Source organism: Arthrobacter sp. ov407 (assembly GCF_900102895.1).
In the GTDB taxonomy this organism is placed as follows: domain Bacteria; phylum Actinomycetota; class Actinomycetes; order Actinomycetales; family Micrococcaceae; genus Arthrobacter.
This window is the reverse complement of sequence record NZ_FNGD01000007.1, coordinates 198,020-217,464: the sequence shown is the minus strand read 5'-3', so window position 1 is coordinate 217,464 and position 19,445 is coordinate 198,020. Positions and strand designations below refer to the sequence as shown.

19 protein-coding genes are annotated in these 19,445 nt (G+C 66.9%); 11 read left to right on the top strand and 8 right to left on the bottom strand.

The genetic code is table 11. From position 1 onward, the window contains the following. Positions 1–85 precede the first annotated feature (85 nt). The 5 genes from BLS42_RS11325 to holA all read left to right on the top strand — a co-directional run bounded on the left by BLS42_RS11325 (position 86) and on the right by holA (position 5,665). Complete coding sequence (locus tag BLS42_RS11325; protein WP_090581036.1) at positions 86–271, top strand: hypothetical protein; 186 nt, start codon at positions 86–88, stop codon at positions 269–271. Positions 272–305: 34 nt separating this feature from the next. Next, entirely contained in the window at positions 306–806 is a 501-nt protein-coding gene (locus tag BLS42_RS19990; RefSeq protein WP_143019185.1) for a hypothetical protein, read from the top strand. Between the two features lie 608 nt (positions 807–1,414). After that, positions 1,415–2,449 carry a ComEA family DNA-binding protein gene (locus BLS42_RS20595; RefSeq protein WP_256336411.1) on the top strand — a complete coding sequence of 345 codons (1,035 nt, stop codon included), beginning with the start codon at positions 1,415–1,417 and terminating at the stop codon, positions 2,447–2,449. A gap of 37 nt (positions 2,450–2,486) precedes the next feature. Continuing rightward, on the top strand, positions 2,487–4,715 hold the full coding sequence (locus tag BLS42_RS11310; protein WP_090581029.1) for a ComEC/Rec2 family competence protein: 2,229 nt from the start codon (positions 2,487–2,489) through the stop codon (positions 4,713–4,715). Then, positions 4,649–5,665, top strand: coding sequence for a DNA polymerase III subunit delta (gene holA / locus BLS42_RS11305; protein WP_090581026.1), 1,017 nt, complete (start codon positions 4,649–4,651; stop codon positions 5,663–5,665). Before BLS42_RS11310 ends, holA begins: the two co-directional genes overlap by 67 nt. 249 nt (positions 5,666–5,914) lie before the next feature. Here the strand turns inward: holA and rpsT are convergent, their stop codons facing one another. Together rpsT and BLS42_RS11295 are read right to left on the bottom strand one after the other, a co-directional pair. Further along, the gene (gene rpsT / locus BLS42_RS11300; protein ID WP_090581023.1) at positions 5,915–6,175 is read right to left on the bottom strand and encodes a 30S ribosomal protein S20; all 261 of its coding nucleotides are present in this window, start codon (positions 6,173–6,175) and stop codon (positions 5,915–5,917) included. Between the two features lie 203 nt (positions 6,176–6,378). After that, positions 6,379–6,948, bottom strand: coding sequence for a type II toxin-antitoxin system PemK/MazF family toxin (locus BLS42_RS11295; protein ID WP_090581020.1), 570 nt, complete (start codon positions 6,946–6,948; stop codon positions 6,379–6,381). A 239-nt stretch (positions 6,949–7,187) separates the two neighbouring features. On the opposite strand from BLS42_RS11295, the gene lepA reads away from it, so the two are divergent. Then, positions 7,188–9,041, top strand: coding sequence for a translation elongation factor 4 (lepA, locus tag BLS42_RS11290; protein WP_176803361.1), 1,854 nt, complete (start codon positions 7,188–7,190; stop codon positions 9,039–9,041). 45 nt (positions 9,042–9,086) lie between these two features. Beyond that, positions 9,087–10,325, top strand: coding sequence for a radical SAM family heme chaperone HemW (gene hemW / locus BLS42_RS11285; protein ID WP_090581015.1), 1,239 nt, complete (start codon positions 9,087–9,089; stop codon positions 10,323–10,325). A 133-nt stretch (positions 10,326–10,458) separates the two neighbouring features. Here the strand turns inward: hemW and BLS42_RS11280 are convergent, their stop codons facing one another. Together BLS42_RS11280 and BLS42_RS11275 are read right to left on the bottom strand one after the other, a co-directional pair. After that, positions 10,459–10,878, bottom strand: a complete 420-nt coding sequence (locus BLS42_RS11280; RefSeq protein WP_090581013.1) for a DUF4870 domain-containing protein — start codon at positions 10,876–10,878, stop codon at positions 10,459–10,461. A 144-nt stretch (positions 10,879–11,022) separates the two neighbouring features. Then, positions 11,023–11,874, bottom strand: a complete 852-nt coding sequence (locus BLS42_RS11275) for a DUF3097 domain-containing protein (protein ID WP_090581011.1) — start codon at positions 11,872–11,874, stop codon at positions 11,023–11,025. A gap of 330 nt (positions 11,875–12,204) precedes the next feature. Between BLS42_RS11275 and hrcA the strand changes: the two genes are divergently transcribed. The 3 genes from hrcA to BLS42_RS11260 all read left to right on the top strand — a co-directional run bounded on the left by hrcA (position 12,205) and on the right by BLS42_RS11260 (position 15,203). Continuing rightward, complete coding sequence (gene hrcA, locus BLS42_RS11270) at positions 12,205–13,218, top strand: heat-inducible transcriptional repressor HrcA (RefSeq protein ID WP_090581008.1); 1,014 nt, start codon at positions 12,205–12,207, stop codon at positions 13,216–13,218. Positions 13,219–13,296: 78 nt separating this feature from the next. Continuing rightward, positions 13,297–14,427, top strand: coding sequence for a molecular chaperone DnaJ (dnaJ, locus tag BLS42_RS11265; RefSeq protein ID WP_090581006.1), 1,131 nt, complete (start codon positions 13,297–13,299; stop codon positions 14,425–14,427). 2 nt (positions 14,428–14,429) lie between these two features. Next, complete coding sequence (locus BLS42_RS11260; RefSeq protein WP_090581003.1) at positions 14,430–15,203, top strand: 16S rRNA (uracil(1498)-N(3))-methyltransferase; 774 nt, start codon at positions 14,430–14,432, stop codon at positions 15,201–15,203. Between the two features lie 111 nt (positions 15,204–15,314). Here BLS42_RS11260 and BLS42_RS11255 read toward each other — a convergent pair whose 3' ends face one another. The 3 genes from BLS42_RS11255 to BLS42_RS11245 form a co-directional block, all read right to left on the bottom strand. After that, positions 15,315–16,241 carry a GerMN domain-containing protein gene (locus BLS42_RS11255; RefSeq protein WP_090581001.1) on the bottom strand — a complete coding sequence of 309 codons (927 nt, stop codon included), beginning with the start codon at positions 16,239–16,241 and terminating at the stop codon, positions 15,315–15,317. A 306-nt stretch (positions 16,242–16,547) separates the two neighbouring features. Next, entirely contained in the window at positions 16,548–17,666 is a 1,119-nt protein-coding gene (locus tag BLS42_RS11250; RefSeq protein ID WP_090580998.1) for a PheS-related mystery ligase SrmL, read from the bottom strand. 195 nt (positions 17,667–17,861) lie between these two features. Beyond that, positions 17,862–18,044 (bottom strand): hypothetical protein, encoded by a 183-nt coding sequence (locus BLS42_RS11245; RefSeq protein WP_090580996.1) that lies wholly within the window; start codon positions 18,042–18,044, stop codon positions 17,862–17,864. A gap of 191 nt (positions 18,045–18,235) precedes the next feature. Between BLS42_RS11245 and BLS42_RS11240 the strand changes: the two genes are divergently transcribed. Then, positions 18,236–18,868: a class I SAM-dependent methyltransferase gene (locus BLS42_RS11240; RefSeq protein WP_256336410.1), complete on the top strand. Its 633-nt coding sequence runs from the start codon at positions 18,236–18,238 to the stop codon at positions 18,866–18,868. On the opposite strand, the gene BLS42_RS20820 is transcribed toward BLS42_RS11240, so the two are convergent. Beyond that, on the bottom strand, positions 18,802–19,434 hold the full coding sequence (locus BLS42_RS20820) for a GNAT family N-acetyltransferase (RefSeq protein ID WP_090580993.1): 633 nt from the start codon (positions 19,432–19,434) through the stop codon (positions 18,802–18,804). The genes BLS42_RS11240 and BLS42_RS20820 overlap by 67 nt on opposite strands. Between the last annotated feature and the right edge of the window lie 11 nt (positions 19,435–19,445).

The window sequence follows — 19,445 nt, the reverse complement described above, 5'->3', positions numbered from 1 at the left end:
CCTCCCCGTTGGGCGAAACGCTGGTCGCGAGGGGGCGCTGGCGGTACAGTCACTGCACCGAACCCCAGCGAACCCGGAGGCCGCCATGGCAATGCAGGTGCACCACGTAGCCCAGTTCGACCGCGACGTTGCCGAAGAGGTGACCAAGTGGCTGAAATACCTCAAGGGCCAAGTGACAAGTGTCCAATTCCTCACCACCACCGTGCCCGATCCCAAGGCCGCTGACAAATGGCGGGTGCAGTACGAGGCCTACATCACCTACCAGCAGTGAATCCCGGGCTGACGCTGCGTCTCACGGGGTAGGCGTGGGCGACTGCGTTAGCGCAGATGTCTCCTGGGAGGTCGGCGAGGACGTCGGCGTCGGCGGAAGCGTTGGCTCGAGTGTCTGCGGTGGCGTCGGCGTCGGCGTCAGTGGAAGTGACGGCGAGGGAGTCGGCTCGACCGCCTGGGGCGTCGGCGTCAGCGGTGTCGACGGCGAGGGGGGCGGCTGGAGCGCCTGCGGTGGCGTCGGCGTCAGCGTCAGTGGAAGTGACGGCGAGGGAGCCGGCTGGAGCGCCTGCGGTGGCGTCGGCGTCAGCGTCAGTGGAAGTGACGGCGAGGGAGTCGGCTCGACCGCCTGCGGCGGAGGCGTCAGCGTCAGCGGGGTCGTTGGCTGGAGTGTCTGCGAGGGCGAGGGCGAGGTCGTCAGAGGAGTCGTCGGCAGAGTTGTCGGCTGGAGCGCCTGGGATGGCGTCGGCTGGGGCGCCTGCGAGGGAGTCAGCGGAGGCGTCGTCTGGGACGACTGCCGGCCCGGCTTGATGGTGTAGCTGGGCTGCGGGCTCGAGCCGTTGACCCAAAGGGCCGCAGTCACCCTACGGGAGCCCCCAGGCTCCAGCCACCAGAGCACCTGGACGTTGCAGTGGTAGACAACCGTGAAATTACCGACGGCGCCCCCCGGCGGAACCGAGTGAATCGACGTGGCGGCCGTCTGCGTGGTCCAGATGAAATTCTGGTCGGCCCTCATTCCTGCCGTGCCGTCAACCGTCACATGCGCTATGCCGTAGAGGCCGTGCTGCGGGCAGAAACCGCCGTCAAGGGAAATGTTGACGATCTGGGTTGAGGTAGCTTGCGTTGTGTCTGCCACCGCAGGCGGGGCTGGCAGCATAGCGCCGCCAAGAGCCATGACCGCCGCCGGCCCAAACAACCACTTCATTGCACACCAGCTTTCGACGCTTGATGGTGACATCCAGGCGATCAGAGTTGCCCCCAGCCGGCAGTCTTCTCGATTGGATGCAGACGTTACCACCGGGTCCTGGTGGGCACCAGCGTAGGGAATACTTGCCCGGTGCCGCGAAATTACGCGTATTACTCAGGTATTTCCACATACGAGTGGTGCCGGATGTCGGTGCGGGTGAGGGTTTCCTAGAGTCGTTCCATGTCACGTCGGATCCCGGGAGCCACATCCGCCTTGGGCGTTGGGGTTGCCCGGGAACGCCTGGCGGCGACGCTGCGAGATGCCGGAGACGCCGGAGACGCCGTTGATTTACCGTCCGCAGGCGGCGCCGGAGATTCGTCGCAGGCCGGGAGTACGGGGATGTCGGTGGACGCGCACCGGGCGGCGGATCTGTCCTCGGGGCTGTTGGAAGTGCCGGCATCTGGCCTCCCCGTCGCGTCCCTGGCCGCCGCTCCCGTCTGCGCTTCTCTCTGCGCCGCCGGCAGGCGCCGTGCCGGCGGCGGCGCCGGAACGGATGCCGTGCAGCTCTCCGGAGGCGGGGACGTAGCAAGGGCGCCGCTCTCCGCATGGTTGCGGGCCAGGACGGGTCTGCGGGCGGCGGCTCTGCTGGGCGTCCTCGCCGCGGTGTTGGGCGGCTGCTTCTGGTGGCAGGCCGGCACCGGCGGCGCGCAGGTGGTCGCGCTCAGTGAGTCCGCCCCGGCCGCGGAGGAAGCACCCGATCCGGCAGCCGGCCAAAGCATCGCGCCGCCGGGAGAAGATCCCAGCCCGGGGCCGGAAAGCATCGAGGTTCATGTTGCCGGCGCCGTGCTCAGGCCGGGGGTGGTTCAGCTGCCGGCGGGAAGCCGGCTGTACGAAGCAATCCTGGCTGCGGGCGGGGCCAAGGACACGGCGGATCCGGACCGGCTCAACCTGGCAGCCGTGCTGGAGGACGGCCAGAAGGTCCTGGTGCCCATCCGCGGCGAACCCGATCAGACGGATGCATCCCCGGGCGGCTCACCTGCGCCCGGTTCCGCCACAGGCGGCACGAGGCCAGGCAGCGGTGGCGGAAAGATCAACCTCAACACCGCCAGCCTTGAGGAACTGGGGACTCTCCCGCGCGTCGGCCCGGTCTTGGCGCAGCGCATCGTGGACTGGCGTCAACAGCACGGGCGCTTCAAGACCGTGCAGGAGCTCGACGCAGTTGACGGAATCGGTCCGAAGTTGCTCGAGGCCCTGCTCCCGTTAGTGGGCATCTGAGATGGCAGGGCGGGACGCTGACGTAGGGCGGCAGGACATGGCACCGCATGATGTGGCACGCCACGCCGTGGCACCGCACGACGTGGCACGCCGTGGCGCGGGTCGGACCGGCCTGCGGGGTTCTGCGGCAGCCCCGCTGAGCCGCTGGCAGCGCTACGTCGACGCGGCCGTCCATTCCCCGGCGCACGCGGAACGGGATGCCCCGGCGGGCGACGGCCGTGTCCGCGGATCGGGAACGCCCGCGCCAGAAGCCCACGGTCTGCAGCCCGGTGGCAGCTCGCCTGCGAGCCAGGGTGCGAAGCGCCTCCCGGGCTCCCCAGGGCGCCTGGGGCGGCTCCCTCGCGGGCACCTGACCGGGTACGTCACCGAAAGCCTGCTGTCCCGGGCCGCGCGTGACACCGCCTTGCGTCGACGACTCACGGAACGGACACGGCGGACGGACCTTCGGCTGGTGCTGCCCGCCCTCCTTGTCTGGGGGACCGCGGCGTCTGGAAACTGGTTGTCCCCTGCAGGGCTGGCGGGTCTCTGCGCGGCACTGGCGGCGGCCGCGGGAATCTTGCTGTTCTTGGCCGGCCGCGGCAACACCGGCCGCGCTGGGTTCGGTCGCGGCACAATGAAAAGCGCAAGGGTTCGGAGCGCCAGGATTCGGAGCGCCGGGGTTGTGCGGGAAGCCGCCAGGCATGGCCCCCGTCCCCGGCTGGCGGCAGGACGCAGCCTTCGCGCCACGGTGGCTGTGGCGCTGTTGCTGTCCCTCGCGGCGGCCGCGCATGCCGCCGTCGAGGCGTCCTGGCGGCATGATGGCGCCATCGCTGAGGCCGTGGCCGCGCGCGCGGCTGTCGTCGCGGAACTGGAAATTGCGGGTGCCCCGCGGCGGCTCAGGATTCCCGGGGCCGGCGGACTGGCCGACCGTTGGGCAGTCCCGGTGATGCTGAAGGCGATGACCTTCGGCGGCCACAGGGTCGCCGGAGACGCCCGGCTCGTCGTCATGGGTGGAGCGGCGTGGGAACACCCAGTTCCGGGCCAGCGCCTGCGCGCTACGGGCAAGCTCCGGCCGGCCGCGCCGGGGGAGCCGGACGCGGGAATCCTAACGGCGACGTCCGCTCCAACGGTGTTGCGGGGACCCGGGCCCTGGCAACAGGGTCCCGGTGAGCTGCGCCGCGCCTTCACCACCGCGGCGGGACGTTTCGGCGGCGACGCCGGCGGGCTGCTGCCCGGGATGGTCACCGGCGACACCAGCGCCCTGGACGCGGAATTGGAAGCCGCCATGAAGACGGTGGGGATGACGCACCTGACTGCCGTCAGCGGTGCGAACTGCAGCCTGATCCTGGGCACGCTGCTGCTCGCTGCCCGCACGCTGCGCCTTCCGCGCATGGCAGCCGCCGTGGCCAGTCTCGCGGGGCTCGGCCTGTTCGTCCTCATGGTGGGACCGGATCCCAGTGTGCTGCGGGCCGCGCTTATGGGCAGCGTCGGGCTCGCGTCCATGGCCTTTGGTCGCGCAGGGCGCGGACTCAGCCTGCTGTGCGTTGCCATCATTGGTCTGCTGTTGGCGCAGCCGATCCTTGCCACCAGCTTCGGATTCCTGCTCTCTGTGCTGGCCACGCTGGGAATCGTGGTCACCGGACGCCGCATCATGGACTGGCTGCCACCCGCGGTGCCGCGCTGGGCGGCAGCCGGCGTTGCCGTACCCCTGTCCGCCCAGCTGTTCTGCGCTCCGGCGATCGTGCTGTTGCAGCCGCAGTTCGGCGCTTACGCCCTGCCAGCGAACGTGGCTGCTGCGGGGCTCGTGGCGCCAGTGACACTCCTCGGCACGGCCGCTGCGGCGCTCCTGCCCGCAGTCCCTGCCGCAGCGGAGCTCCTTATGATCGCTGCTGCTTTCTTCGCAGGCGCAGTAGCCGGAATCGCCCGGTGCTTCGCGGCACTCCCGGGCGCCGCGCTGCCCTGGCCGGAAGGGGCCTTCGGCGCAGCCACCATGGGCATCTTTTCCGCGACCGTGCTGGCAGCGGCGTGGCTGGCCCTGCACCCGGTCCCGGTTGTTCGGGCCGCCCTGGCGGCACACGCGCGGGTCGTCGCCGTCCTCGAAAGTCGCTCGGTTGCGGCGGCACGGCCAGCCTCCCGGCAGGCCGGCCGGCGCGGCTTGGAGCACCGGTCCGGGCGTGGGACGCTTAGAGTTCGCAAACCAACTTCCGGGAGGAATCACGAGTGGCTGCTGCCCAGACCCAACGGCCCAGGACCTCGGCGTCGAACACCGCCACCTGGCGCGACGTGACACCGGCTGCCGTAGTCCTGGTGGGCGGCCCGGAAGACTATTTGGGTTCGCGTGCAATGGACCGTATCCGCGGGCAGGTCCGCGAGGCGGCGCCCGACGTCGAAATTACCCGGCTCAATGCCGGCAGCTACGCGGCCGGGTCGCTGGCCATGAACGTCAGCCCTTCACTGTTCGGCGAACAGAAGCTCATCGAGGTCGACGGGCTCGAGGCGATGAACGATGCCTTCCTCGCCGATGCCCTGAAATATGTGGCGCAGCCGGAACCGGACGCCGTTCTGGTGCTCCGCCACGGCGGGGGAGTCCGCGGCAAGAAGTTGCTGGACGCCATCAAGGCCGCGGGCTGGCCCGTTGTCGACTGCCAGCCGCTCAAGAAAGACGCCGAGAAGATCGCCTTCGTCACGTCCGAGTTCAAGACCGCCTCCCGTCGTATCGAACCCGACGCCGTGCACGCCCTCGTCAATGCGGTCGGCGCGCAGCTCGCGGAACTCGCCGCCGCCTGCAGCCAGCTGATCGCTGACGCCACCACCGGCGTGGACGCTGCGATGGTGGACAAGTACTACGGCGGCCGGGTCGAGGCAACGGGCTTCAAGGTCGCCGACGCCGCGATGGCCGGCAACGGCCCGCTGGCCCTCTCCACGCTCCGCCACGCCCTGGCCACCGGTGCGGACCCGGTACCGATCGTGGCGGCCCTGGCGTCCAAGCTGCGTTCCCTGGCCAAGGTGGCCGGCGCGCAGGGGTCGTCCTCGCAGATCGCCAAGCAACTGGGAATGCAGCCCTGGCTCGTCGAACAGGCCCAGCGGGAAGTTCGGCGCTGGACGCCAGAGGGGCTGGTCCGCTCCATCCAGGTAACCGCCGAAGCGGACGCCCAGGTCAAGGGGCTTTCGCGCGATCCCGTCTATGCCGTTGAACATGCGGTAACGGTGATTGCCACCTCGGTCCGCAGGTCCTGACGCAGGGGTTCGAAACAACAGCGGTTCGGACGCACCCACCCGCCCGGCGTGTCGGGTCAGGCCCGGCCGCGGCCAGCTGGCGGCGGCCAGCTGGCGGCGGCCAGTTGGCGGCGGCCAGTTGGCGGCGGTGGGGAATGGGGACGGTTCCTGCGGCTTAGCGGAATGTGGCCGGCACCCACGGCTTAAATGGATGTGGCCGGCACCCATGGGGTGCCGGCCACAATCATCAGTTCAAGTGAACTGGAAACCTTAGAGTGCGTTGACCTTCTTGGAGATCGCGGACTTGCGGTTTGCAGCGTTGTTCTTGTGAAGAACACCCTTGCTGACAGCCTTGTCCAGCTTGCGGCCGGCGGCAACCAGTGCGGCAGCGGCAGCATCCTTGTCGGTGGACTCAACGGCGGTGTTGACGGCGCGGATGGCCGTCTTCAGCTCGGACTTGACTGCGTTGTTGCGCAGGCGAGCCTTTTCGTTGGTCAGGATGCGCTTCTTCTGGGACTTGATATTAGCCACGTGTGAACTCTCTTTTTCAATGCGGAAAATGGTCTAGAGGGCTTTCAGATTGGCCATTGACTGAGCGGCGTGGGGATACCTATGGCGACCAACCATCTGTGGCCGTCGACCTGCACGGACACACAGCTGTAAATAATAGCAGAGATGAACGAGCAGGCACGAGTACGGGTGGTGATCCGCCGCCGCACCCGGGCCCTGGCGGGTCAGCTCCAGCCGCGGCGCTCCCGCAGGGCCGCTGCGATGAGGTTGAAGCGGCCTACGTCCAGGATCGCTCCCTCGCGCCGGATGTCCTTGGCGTTGATCTGCAAAACGCGGTCCAGCTTCGCTTCGCTGGGCCGCCACTGGCGGTCCCAGGGCCCGGTGCCGATGTCCACGTAGTCATCCGACCGGCGTGAGTCGCCGTCGTGGTCCTTGCTCGTCAGCATCAGGCCGAGCAGATACCGGCCACTGGTGCCCACCAGCAGCACCGGACGGTCCTTGCCCTGGGAATAGTCCTCTTCATAGGGCACCCAGGTCCACACGACTTCGCCGGGCTCGGGCAGGCCGTTGGGAGCGGGGGCGTAGCGGACGGCCGCCCGCCCCAAGAAGTCGCCGGGATACGTCCCGGTCAGTCCGGCGGTCGGGGCGCCGGCCCGTGCCGGGCCCGGGCGCCGCTTCCCCGCCGGTTTTGCCGCCGGCCCGCGGGTGGTGCCCGGTGCGGAGCCGCCGAGTTTGTCCAGGTAGCGCAGTGCGTCGCGGACCGCGTTGCCGATTGATCGTAAGTTCCAAGCCATGGGGAAACCTTACCGGCAACCCCCACAGGGGAGAGGGGAGTGGGGGAGAGGGAAGGGGAGGGGAGCGGAAATTCCACGGCACGATGCGGCGTCCGGAACGCAATGCAGGGATGCACTGCCACCGGCCCGGACGTGGGAGACTATAGGAACGACAAATGCGCCACGTCGCAGGATGGGAAACCAGCATCCGCGCCGATCCGTGGACAAGCCAACCTTAATGCCAACAGTAAGGACCCTGCGTGTCTCCCATGGCCCGCACCGCCCCGGTGCCCGCCGCAACAGATCCGGCCATCATCCGGAACTTCTGCATCATTGCGCACATTGACCACGGCAAATCCACACTGGCCGACCGGATGCTTCAATTCACCGGTGTCGTCCAGTCCCGTGACATGAAGGCCCAGTACCTGGACCGCATGGACATTGAGCGCGAACGCGGCATCACCATCAAATCCCAGGCCGTCCGCATGCCCTGGGAACTCGACGGCACCAGCTACGCGCTGAACATGATCGACACCCCCGGGCACGTCGACTTCACGTACGAGGTCTCCCGCTCGCTCGCGGCCTGCGAAGGCGCGATCCTGCTGGTGGACGCGGCCCAGGGCATCGAGGCCCAGACCCTCGCCAACCTCTACCTGGCGATGGAAAACAACCTCACGATCATCCCGGTCCTGAACAAGATCGACCTCCCGGCAGCCCAGCCCGAGAAGTACGCGGCGGAACTCGCCAACCTGATCGGCGGCGACCCCGACGACGTGCTCCGCGTCTCCGGCAAGACGGGCATGGGCGTCGAGGTCCTGCTGGACAAGATCGTCCGCGACCTGCCTGCCCCCGTGGGTGACCCGAACGCGCCCGCCCGGGCCATGATCTTCGACTCGGTCTACGACACGTACCGCGGTGTGGTCACTTACGTCCGCGTGGTCGACGGCATGCTGCACCCCCGCGAACGCATCCAGATGATGTCGACCCGCGCCACGCACGAACTCCTCGAGATCGGTGTGAGTTCCCCGGAACCCACCCCCTCCAAGGGTCTCGGCGTCGGCGAAGTCGGCTACCTCATCACGGGTGTGAAGGACGTCCGCCTTTCCAAGGTGGGCGACACCGTCACCAACCTTGCCAAGCCGGCCACCGAATCCCTCCCCGGCTATGCGGACGCCAAGCCGATGGTCTTCTCCGGCCTGTACCCGCTGGACGGCACCGACTATCCGGTGCTCCGCGATGCGCTGGAGAAGCTGATGCTCAACGATGCCGCGCTGGTGTACGAGCCCGAAACGTCCGCCGCGCTGGGATTCGGCTTCCGCGTGGGATTCCTGGGCCTGCTGCACCTGGAAATCACCCGCGAGCGGCTCGAACGCGAGTACAACCTGGACCTGATTTCCACCGCCCCCAACGTGGAATACGAGGTGACGCTGGAGGACAAGAGAATCGTCCACGTCACGAATCCCAGCGAGTACCCCACCGGCAAGATCGCTGAAGTCCGCGAGCCGATGGTGTCCGCCACCATCCTTGCCCCGAACGAGTTTGTCGGCGCCATCATGGAGCTGTGCCAGAGCCGGCGCGGCGTCTTGGGGGGCATGGACTACCTCTCCGAGGACCGGGTGGAAATCCGTTACCGCCTGCCGCTGGCCGAAATCGTCTTCGACTTCTTCGACATCCTCAAGTCCAAGACCCGCGGCTACGGGTCGCTGGACTGGAAGGCCGACGGCGAGCAGGTGGCCGACCTCGTCAAGGTGGACATCATGCTCCAGGGCGAGCAGGTTGATGCCTTCTCCGCCATCACCCACCGGGACAAGGCCTACGCCTACGGCGTGATGATGACCGGCAAGCTGCGCGAACTCATCCCGCGCCAGCAGTTCGAGGTGCCCATCCAGGCCGCCATCGGCTCCAGGATCATCGCCCGCGAAAGCATCCGCGCCATCCGCAAGGATGTCCTGGCCAAGTGCTACGGCGGCGACATCACCCGAAAGCGCAAACTGCTGGAAAAGCAGAAGGAAGGCAAGAAGCGCATGAAGATGGTGGGCCGCGTCGAAGTGCCGCAGGAAGCCTTTATCGCCGCGCTCACCACGGACGAGTCCAAGGACAAGGCTAAGAAGTAGCGGTGCTGGTAATGACTGTTGCTGCAGTGTCGGCAGGGCGGGCCCGTGCCTAGCGTTCTTCCCCTCGGCGACCCGGCGCCGCCGGACGGGCTGCTGCCCGCCCAGGCGTGCCAGGGCGCCGATCAGCGCGCCTTCGGGCTGTACGTACACATCCCGTTCTGCGCGGTCCGCTGCGGGTACTGCGACTTCAACACCTACACCGCCACCGAGTTGGGCGGCGGGGCCTCCCAGGTTGCCTACGCCGCCACGGCGATCGCGGAAGTGGATTTCGCCGCCGAGGCCCTGAAGCGCAGCGGCCTACCCGCGCGACCCCTCAGCACGGTCTTCTTCGGCGGCGGCACGCCCACGCTGCTGCCGGCCGAGGACCTCGCGCGCATACTCACAGCCGCGATCGGCGCCTGGGGCCTGCAGCCCGGCGCCGAGGTGACCACCGAGGCAAACCCGGATTCCGTCACCCCCGAATCACTGCAGCTGCTCGCCGACGCCGGGTTCACCCGGGTGTCCTTCGGCATGCAGTCGGCCGTGCCCCACGTCCTGAAGGTCCTGGACCGCACCCACACGCCCAGCCGGGTGCCCGAAGTGGTGCAGTGGGCGCGGGACGCGGGGCTCGCGGTCAGCCTCGACCTCATTTACGGGACGCCGGGGGAGTCGCTGGAGGACTGGCGCTGCTCGCTCGAGACGGCACTGTCCTACGCCCCCGACCACATCAGCACCTACGCCCTGATTGTTGAGGACGGGACCAAACTTGCGGCGCAGATCCGCCGCGGCGAAGTGCCACAAATCGACGACGACGACCACGCCGCCAAATATGAACTCGCCGACGAGCTGATTTCCGCGGCCGGGCTCGCCTGGTACGAGGTCAGCAACTGGTCCCGCACCCCCGACCAGGCCTGCCGGCACAACCTCGCCTACTGGCGGGGGGACGACTGGTGGGGCATCGGACCCGGGGCGCACTCGCACGTCGGAGGGGTGCGGTGGTGGAACGTCAAGCACCCCACCGCCTACGCCAACCGCCTCGGCGCCGGGGTCTCACCCGCGGCCGGACGCGAAACGCTGGATACCGAAACCCGTAACGTGGAACGCGTCATGCTCGAGGCCCGGCTGAACTCCGGACTCGACATCCCGAGTCTCGGCGGCCTGGGGGACACCGGCCGGCACGCCGTCGCGGGGCTGATCGCGGACGGCCTGGTGGACCCCGCGGCCGCTTTCAAGGGCCGGCTCATCCTCACCCTCAAGGGCCGGCTGCTGGCCGACGCCGTGGTCCGCAGGATCCTGCCGGACTGAGCTGCCGTACCAGGGCGGCTGCCCGACTAAGGCACAACGGGGCAGCCGCACACAACGAGGCAGCCGCACAAAGAGAGCCGGCCGCTAACCCTGACGGGCAGCGGCCGGCTCTCGTGCTTGGGTCCGGGTTTGGTTATTTGATCCAGCGCAGGTTGAATTCGTAGCGGTGCGGCTGGCCACGGTTGACGTGGATGCCTGCCGCCACCGAGAAGCACGTCACGGCGATCCAGATCACCGTGGCGAGCACCGCGAAGAGGTTCCCCACCACGGGAATGAAGACCAGCAGATTACAGAGCACTGCTGCGAGGGTCGGCGGCAGCGTGAAATTGAGGGCTTCCTTGGATTCCTGCGCCGTGAACGGGCCGCGGTCCTTGAAGATGAGGTAGATCAGCAGCGACGGCACGCAGCCCAAGATCCCGCCGAAGTGCGCCAGCGTGGCCCACTGCCGGTCCTCGCCGGCCGTCAGCGGCAGCGCATTTGCCGGAACGCCATGGTACGGAGGCTGGCCATGGCCGGCCTGGTTGCCCGTGTGTTCTCGTGCGTTATCTGCCACGGTGTAGCCCTTCGGATTGCGGTGATGCGTTGCTGCCTGGGTTGTGCCTGGAATAGCCAAAACCGCGCTGGGAGCGCGGCCGCCATTTCAAGAATACTTGCTCGGGTGCGGAAATGGAGATTGGGGAGCGTCCGCGGCGGCCGACTAGGGCACGGTGAGGAAGTCAATGACCTCTTCCACGCGGCCCAGCAGGGACGCCTCCAGATCGGCATAGCTGCGGACAGCCCCCAATAGTTTCTGCCAGCCGAGGCCGATGTCCTCCTTCGTGGAGTGGGGCCACCCGAAAGCCATCAGGATGCCTGTCTTCCAGTCGACGCCGCGGGGGATCACGGGCCACTGCTCAATCCCCAGGACCGCGGGCCGGATGGCCTGCCACACGTCCACGTAGGGGTGGCCAACAATCAGGACGTTGCCTGCGGCGCCCGGTGAGGCCATGACGGCGTCGGCGATCCGTGACTCCTTGGAGTTGGCCACCAGGTGGTCAACGAGCACGCCGAGACGGCGGCCCGGGCCCGGACCGAACTCCGCCACGGCGGCCGCAAGGTCGTCGATGCCGTGCAGCGGTTCGACGACGATGCCCTCCACCCGGAGGTCATCGCCCCAGACCTTCTCCACCAGCTCGGCGTCGTGCTTTCCTTCCACCCAGATGCGGCTGGCCTTGGCCACCTGTGCGCGGTGCCCCGCCACCCGGACCGAGCCCGACGCCGTGCGGCCGGCACCGGCGGCCGGCGCCGCCTTCTTCGGGGCCGGAGGCATCAGCCGGATCGGCTGGCCCTCCAACAGGAAGCCAAAGCCGAGGCGGAAGGACCGGGACTTGCCGCGCCGGTCCTCCAGCGCCACCACATGCATGCCGCCGGACTTCTCCACCCGGGTCACGGCGCCCACCCAGCCGGACTGGACCTCCTCGAGGACCATCCCGCGTTCCACCGGGACTTCCGGCAACTGGGTCTTGGCGGGGGCGGACAGGTCCTGCGGGCCCCAGTTCTGGTACGACATCTCTACACACTTACTTTGCACTCGGAATGTACGGCGGTCGGTGGAACTCCCCGGGTCCGGTACCGGACCGCGACGGCGCGGCAACGGCAGCGGCTGCCACGGTCTCGGCACCGGCGTGACGGGAATCGCGACCCCGCGGGCCACGCCTGGAGCGAATCCAATGCTAACAACGCGGCGACTCATATTAGACTGGTTAGCACTTAGGCATGTCGAGTGCTAACCCTTGTCCCGCCGAGGGCCGTCTCAGTATTACTTCTGGGTACTACTTCTGGACGCGAACCGGACAACGCGGGCGGCACCGACTGCGGGACAGTCGATTGGAGGTGGAGCGTGAGCGAACCGCGCAAACTCGAAGTGCTGCGCGCCATCGTGGAGGACTACGTCCATTCGCGTGAGCCCGTTGGTTCCAAAGCGCTCGTTGAGCGGCACCATCTGGGCGTGTCCAGTGCCACGATCCGAAATGACATGGCGGCGCTGGAAGACGAAGGGCTGATCACGGCACCGCACACGAGCGCCGGCCGGATCCCCACCGACAAGGGCTACCGGCTCTTCGTCGACCAGATCTCAGCGGTGAAGCCGTTGTCCCAGGCCGAGCGCCGGGCCATCCAGGCATTGCTGGAAGGATCCGAGGACCTCGACGACATCCTCGACCGGACCGTGAGGCTCCTCTCCCACCTGACCAACCAGGTCGCCGTCGTGCAGTATCCGCTCCGCAGCCGCGCCCGGGTGCGGCACATAGAGTTCGTGCTGCTGGCCCCCCGGAAGGTGCTGATTGTCCTCATCGCGGACACCGGCAAAGTGGAGCAGCGCGTGATCGACGTCGGGCAGGACATTCCCGACGACGCCCTGGCGGAGCTGCGCACGCGCTTCCTGGCGAGCCTCTCCGGAACCCCGCTGAGCCTGCTGCCCCAGCTGCTGCCCGCCGTCGTCGCCAGTGGCCCGCCGGCGCGCCGCGGTGCGGCGCAGGCGCTGGCCCGCGGCCTGGAGGCCCTGGCCACGAGCAGCCGCGAAGAGCGCATGGTCATGGCCGGCACGGCGAATCTGGCACGCTCCAATGTGGACTTCCCGCTCAGCATCGGCCCCGTGCTGGAGGCGCTCGAGGAACAGGTGGTCATGCTCCGCCTGCTCAGCGAAATGGCCGAGGACCCGCGCGGTGTGACCGTCAGTATCGGCCGGGAAAACCCCTACGACGGTCTCGCCGAGGCCTCGGTCGTGGCCACCGCCTACGGGCCGGATGCCACGGCCAAGGTCGGCGTCCTTGGGCCCACCCGGATGGACTATCCCACCACCATGGCCGCCGTCCGCGCGGTGGCCCGTTACCTTTCCAGGATCCTTGGGCCCTGACGGGCCCGGGACCGAACGCGACTTCTTGCCCCACAGGCAGTGCCCCACCGGCAGTACGAAAAGGAAGAGATACACACTTTGAGCAGCCACTATGACGTTCTTGGAGTCTCCCGCGACGCAACGGGGGAGGAGATCAAGAAGGCCTACCGGAAACTGGCCCGGACCCTGCACCCGGACGTGAACCCGGGAGAAGACGCCTCGGACCGGTTCAAGGCCGTCACCCACGCCTATGAGGTCCTCTCCGATCCACAGAAGCGGCGGGTTTATGACACCACCGGCAACGAGAACGGTACCGACAACGGCTTCGGCGGCGGCAGCTACTCGGGCCAGGGCTTCGCCTTCCAAGACATCTTCGAGACCTTCTTCGGGGCGGGCGGCGGCCAGGGCGGCCCGGCGTCCCGTGTCCGCCGCGGCCAGGACGCGCTGATCAGCGTGCGAATCGACCTCCGCGACGCGGTGTTCGGTGTGAACAAGAAGCTCGAGGTCGACACGGCTGTCGTCTGCCCGACGTGCGATGGCTCCTGCTGCCGCGAGGGCACCCACCCGGTTCGCTGCGACATCTGTGGCGGCAGTGGCCAGGTCCAGCGCGCTGTGCGCTCCATCCTGGGCCAGGTCATGACCTCGGCTCCCTGCGGGTCCTGTGAGGGCTTTGGCACCGTCATCAAGGACCCCTGCAACGAATGCAGCGGCCAGGGCCGGATCCGCAGCCGCCGTTCGCTGACCGTCAAGGTACCTGCCGGCGTTGGAACCGGCACCCGCATCCAGTTGTCCGGCCAGGGCGAGGCAGGGCCCGCCGGCGGTCCGGCCGGGGACCTGTACGTGGAGATCCGGGTCAACAACGACGCCACGTACGTCCGCGACGGCGACGACCTTCACGCGAGCCTCAACATCCCCATGACGGCCGCCGCCCTCGGCACCGAAATTAGCCTCGACACCTTCGACGGGCAGCAGGAGATCGACGTCCGGGCCGGCACCCAGTCGGGCGAGATCATCACCCTCCGCGGGCTCGGCGTCACGCATCTGCGCGGCCACGGGCGCGGCGACCTGAAAGTGCACCTGCAGGTCGAAACGCCGGGCAAGCTCGATGCTGCCCAGGAGGACCTGCTCCGCCAGCTGGCCCAGCTGCGCGGCGAACACTTCACGGCCGGAAAGCTCGCGGCCAGCGGCGGCGTCTTCGCCAAACTCCGGGACCGGCTCGGTAACCTGTAGCGGTGAGTAACCCCGTCTTCTTCACCGCCCCCGGCACCCTGGACCAGCAGGTCCCCGGCTCCGCCTTCGTCCTGGAGGGCGCCGAGGCCCGCCACGCCGTCACCGTCAAGCGGATCGCCGTCGGCGAGGCCGTGGACATCGCCGACGGCGCCGGCAAGCGGCTGACCGGCACGGTGACCGCAGCCCTGCACGGTGAGCTGACCGTCGAGTGCCTCGACGTTGCAGATGAGCCGCGGCCCGAGACCCGGTTGGTCCTGGTCCAGGCCCTCGCCAAAGGCGACCGCGACGAACTTGCGGCCGAAACGGCCACGGAGTTGGGTATCGACGCCGTCATTCCCTGGCAGGCGGAGCGGTCCATTGTGCGGTGGAAGGCTGAACGGGCCGCGAAGGCGCATGCCAAATGGCAGTCGGTGGTGACAGCAGCCGCCAAGCAGGCGCGCCGGGCTTGGATTCCGGAGGTCCGGGCGGCAGTCGACGGCGCCGGGCTGCAGGCGGCCGTGGCGGCCGCAGACCTCGCGGTCATCCTGCACGAAGACGCCGTCCGACCGCTGCGGTACGTACTGGAATCCTGGCTGGAATCCGCGCAGCCTGGCGACGCCGAATCCCGTGAAGTGCTGCTGATTGTGGGCCCAGAAGGCGGGATCAGCCCGCGGGAGGTGACCCGGCTGTGCGATGCAGGGGCGGTCACGGCCCTGTTGGGGCACCACGTGCTGCGCTCGTCCACCGCGGGGCCAGCCGCCACCGTACTGGCCAGCGACATCCTCGGCCGTTGGTGACCGGTTGCCGGCGTCGTGGCGTCTCGGCGTGACTGCTATTTGACCCGCAAGACTATTTGACGCACCACCCTATTTACGCGCCACGCTATTTAGCCTGACTATTCAGCCACTCTATTTAACGCTGAAGCCGCGGGTGTCCTGGAAAACTTCCTTGGCGCTGTCCGCCGCGTCCACCTGGGACACCCGGACCTCGTAGCTGCCCGGGCCGAGGTGCACGGACAAGGTGAACAACCCGGCCTGGGTTGAGTCGGCCGAGGCCGTGGCGTTGCCGTTGAGATAGGACGTCTTGGCGTTGTCGCCGTCGCCGTCGACTTTGAGGATCGCCCAGCGGAGCTTCCCGCCCTGGACGGTGCTCCGGCCGCTGATCTTGACCGAACCGTCGGCCACGGACGTGCCTTCCTGCGGATCAATGATCCACACAGGTGCCACCATCCCGGCGCTGCGGGACGTCGGCTCGCCCAGCCGGACATGGTTGAAGGCCACGTAGTCTGTGTGACTGTCAACCAGCACAACCACCTGGGCCTGCTGTCCGGCATCGATGAGGCCTGCGCTGGCCGCGGCAGCCGTCGCCGTGTAGACCAGCTGCTGGATGGCGCGCTCGGCCATTGCAGCATCCACGTTGCTGTTGAAGGCATCCGCTGAGACATCCACGGTGATGACATTCTTACCGGAAATCGACGTCGCGAGCTTTTTCGGGTTTTGCCAGGGCGTGAAGAAATCCGGGTCCAGCGGCTTCTGCGACATCATCACCCGAAGGGCGCTGGTGACGGGGTTGTCCTGATCCGGAACGTCGAGGAACTCGCGATAGAGAAACGCGTTGTCATTGCTCCGGCCGATCCAATACACCGGAGCCTTGTTCGACGTCTGGGCTGTTTCGAGCGGAGCGCTGGTGGCGGGGACGCCCGACGCCGGCACAGGAATAAGCTCCGACGGGCTGCTGGAGTTCGTGATGCCGCTCTGCGGCGTCGCCACGCAGCCGGACAGGAGGAGGGCGGCGGGCAGAGACAGCGCCAGCGCGATGCGGCGGACGCGGCCCACCGATGACTGCTGAACTCCACGCTTCCTGATGCCGCTGTCCCTTCTTGCGCCCCGCGTTCCGCGGCGATGATCCGTTTGTGGCCGTCGTAGACCGCTGGTGGCCGCCCCATCCTTCATCTTCCGGAGAGCGGCCCGGCGGTCCTGGGACAGCCGGATTCCAGCATGGCACACGGGCGCGGCGCGAAGGCCGGTTTCGGCCCCGGCGCCGGAACTGCAACGGGAACGATATGAGGCCGATACAAAGTTGATACCTAATTCGCGCGAGTCTTAGGTTCCTGGCACCGGGGCGGAAGGCCGGCTCAGCTCTTATCCTGCGATGAGCTCCTTGACCGGCCCCTCATGCAGGGCCAAATAGACGTCGTCTCGGGTCTGATTTGCCTCTGGATCTGTCATGGTCCGGGCGAGAGGACGCAGCACTAGACGTATCAGCGCATTAGCCTGTCCATCGCCAATGCGGAGTCGTTCCCGCGCCGCCACGGGAAGGTCTCCATACGAAGTTAGGGCCAGGAGCACGACGCTTTCCAGGTCCTCGGCCTCTTCGCCTAATGCTGTTCGCACTCGGTCGCCGAGCACTTCGGTGTCCACGTCCGCGGGCACCACGATGGAGATGTCCCTGCGGATGGAGGGCATTTGAGAGACCGCTTTCCACGGGGACAGGTCCAACATCTGCTGTTCGATTCTCGCGTCCGTAGACCTGAGCAACCTGATGTCGGGAATGCCTTTGCGGAGCATCAGGGCCCGGTCCAAACCCATCCCTAGAGCCAGTCCAGACCACCTTGTGGGATCCAGGCCAGCTTCGGAGAATAGATGAGGCGCCATGAGCCCGCATTCTGCTAGTTCGAGCCACTCTCCGCCCATGAGGACATCGACCTGCAATCCTTCCCTGGTGTAGGGATGAACGGCTGGAACTGCGCGCCATCGGGCCCCCGGAAGCACAGCCTGCACCAGCGATCCGATCATTTCCTGCAGGTTGTCTGCGTCGACTTGTTTCCGCGAGTTGACCCGCCACAGGTCGACCTGGTGGGGAGTCCCCACGTGGGTGCGGTCGATGCAGTCGCGTCGATAGACCAGACCCGGGATCGCCCAGAGCTCGTCCATGGATGCGTTGTCGTCCAGTGCCCGCAGCAGCGACGGGATGGAAGCCGACGTGTGGCTGCGGAGCATCACCGTTGGGCTGACGTAGCGGGAGTATCTTTGATCCCGCGTGACATCGGATTCGTTGAACCCCAACCGATCGTAATTGTCCGCCACACTCACCAGAGGGCTGTGGCGGACGATTCGTTCTGGAACGCCCCAGTCACGGCAGAGAGCGTTGATGATGCCCTGCAACAGCGGCTGCATCGCATGGGGCCGGCTGTCCGGATCTGAAAGATCGCGGATGGTCAAAGCGTCGTGGAGCTCGGAGGGGCTGAGATATGTGAGCATTGCAGGTCCTTGTGTTCGGATTCGAGTGGTGGGTTTCCCCCCGACTCGACCCGCCGCCAGGACCTAGGCGCGCGCCTCAGAGCCCTCGCGACCGGAGACCGGTCGGGGGCAGATAAATCGACGCGTAGACAGCATGCGACGACTATACCCCCAGTGCTCACTGAGACGGCGTTCACGAAGCGGAACTCTGTGCTGCTACTTCAGCGCAGCGGACTCATTTATCTCGTACCTGAGGTTTTGCAGGTCCGCGTCGCTTTCGTTGACCTGGACGACGTACCCGTCAGGGTCTTCGACGGTGAAGTATCGTCCGAACGTTTCATCCAGAATGTCGGAGGGAGCGTACCCGGCAACCGTCAGGCGGTTCGCCGTGATTTCCAAATTTTCATCGGTGGTGAATTGAAGTACGACGGCGGCCGGGTCCTCATGGGTGGTCGCGTTCCTGGCGATCTAGCCATGAATCGGCAAGGCTTTTAGTTGGAATTGTGCGTCCCCGAATGCCAACGACGACTCTGTACCGCCTTCAGCGCTGAGGTCCGAGGAAGAGGAGACCGCCGTGCCAGAATGAGCCTGTGAGCGAACGGCCCGATTATGCTGCGTATGCAGCCAAGATGCGCCACCTCGCTGCCTCCGGACATGACCTCGAAGTTGATGCGCGGTTCGTGGACATGATAAGTCCGAGAAAGGCCCGCATTCTGGACCTTGGCTGCGGAATAGGATCGGCGGTTGGTGCCCTCCGAATTCGGGGCCACATCGCATACGGTGTTGATCCAACCGGATCTATCCTGGACGTGGCCTGCGAGCTCTTCGACCCGGCATGGTTTCGGTCCATGAATGCTGAAGGTGTCTCGGCCGCTGCACTGAGAGAGCAAAAACTGCCCGTCGCCTATGACCTTGTCCTGATGTCCGGAAACGTCGCCGCCTTTCTTACGCCTGAATCTCTGGTTCAGACCTTCAAACATGTCGCATCGCTGTTGAATCCGGGCGGGTTCCTCATTGTCGGCACCTCAACGCACTCAAGGGGCGGACCTGCGGCCCAAGAGCTGGCGGCCACCGGCTCTGGGCTCACCCTGACTCACCGCTATTCGGACTGGCATCTTGGTCTCTTCAGCGAGGAATCACCCTGGTCAGTAAGTGTCTATTCGAACGACGGCTCACGACGTGCGGCCGGCGGGCCCGACGGAATATTCGTACTCGGCTCATGACTTCGGGTCCCGCGACTCCCGGCACGATCTCTTTGCGCCGGTCCTGTGTTATCAGAGGTGCTGACCGCGGAAAAGACTAGAGAATCCCGCCACTGTCCCCGGATGAGCTTGTCCGCCCTCCGCAATCCGACCTGGAGCATCCCGATCTTTTCCAGCACTCTCGCCGAAGCGGAGTTTTCAGGCCTGCAGGTTGCTGTAATGTCCCGCAGCCTGAGGGTTTCTTTGCCGAACCTGAGGAGGGAGGCTGCGGCCTCAGTGGCATACCCGCGACCCCAGTGGTCAGCGTCGATCACGTATCCGAGCTCGCCCCGGTCACGATCAACGGCGAGCCCGACAGAACCAAATGGATCGCCACTGGGCAAAGTGACAGCGAGAGTGAAGTTTGTCCGGATCGCGCCGCGTTGCGCCGCCACGCACAGTTCGAGGAATTCCCGAGTGTCGTCGGCCGTATTCGGCCCCCACTCCACGTACTCGGCGATTCTCACGTCGGAAGCAAACGAATGCACTGCCGCGGAATCATCCAGAGTGTAGTCGCGCAGCAGGAGACGTTCAGTCTGCAATTCCATGTCACCATCAT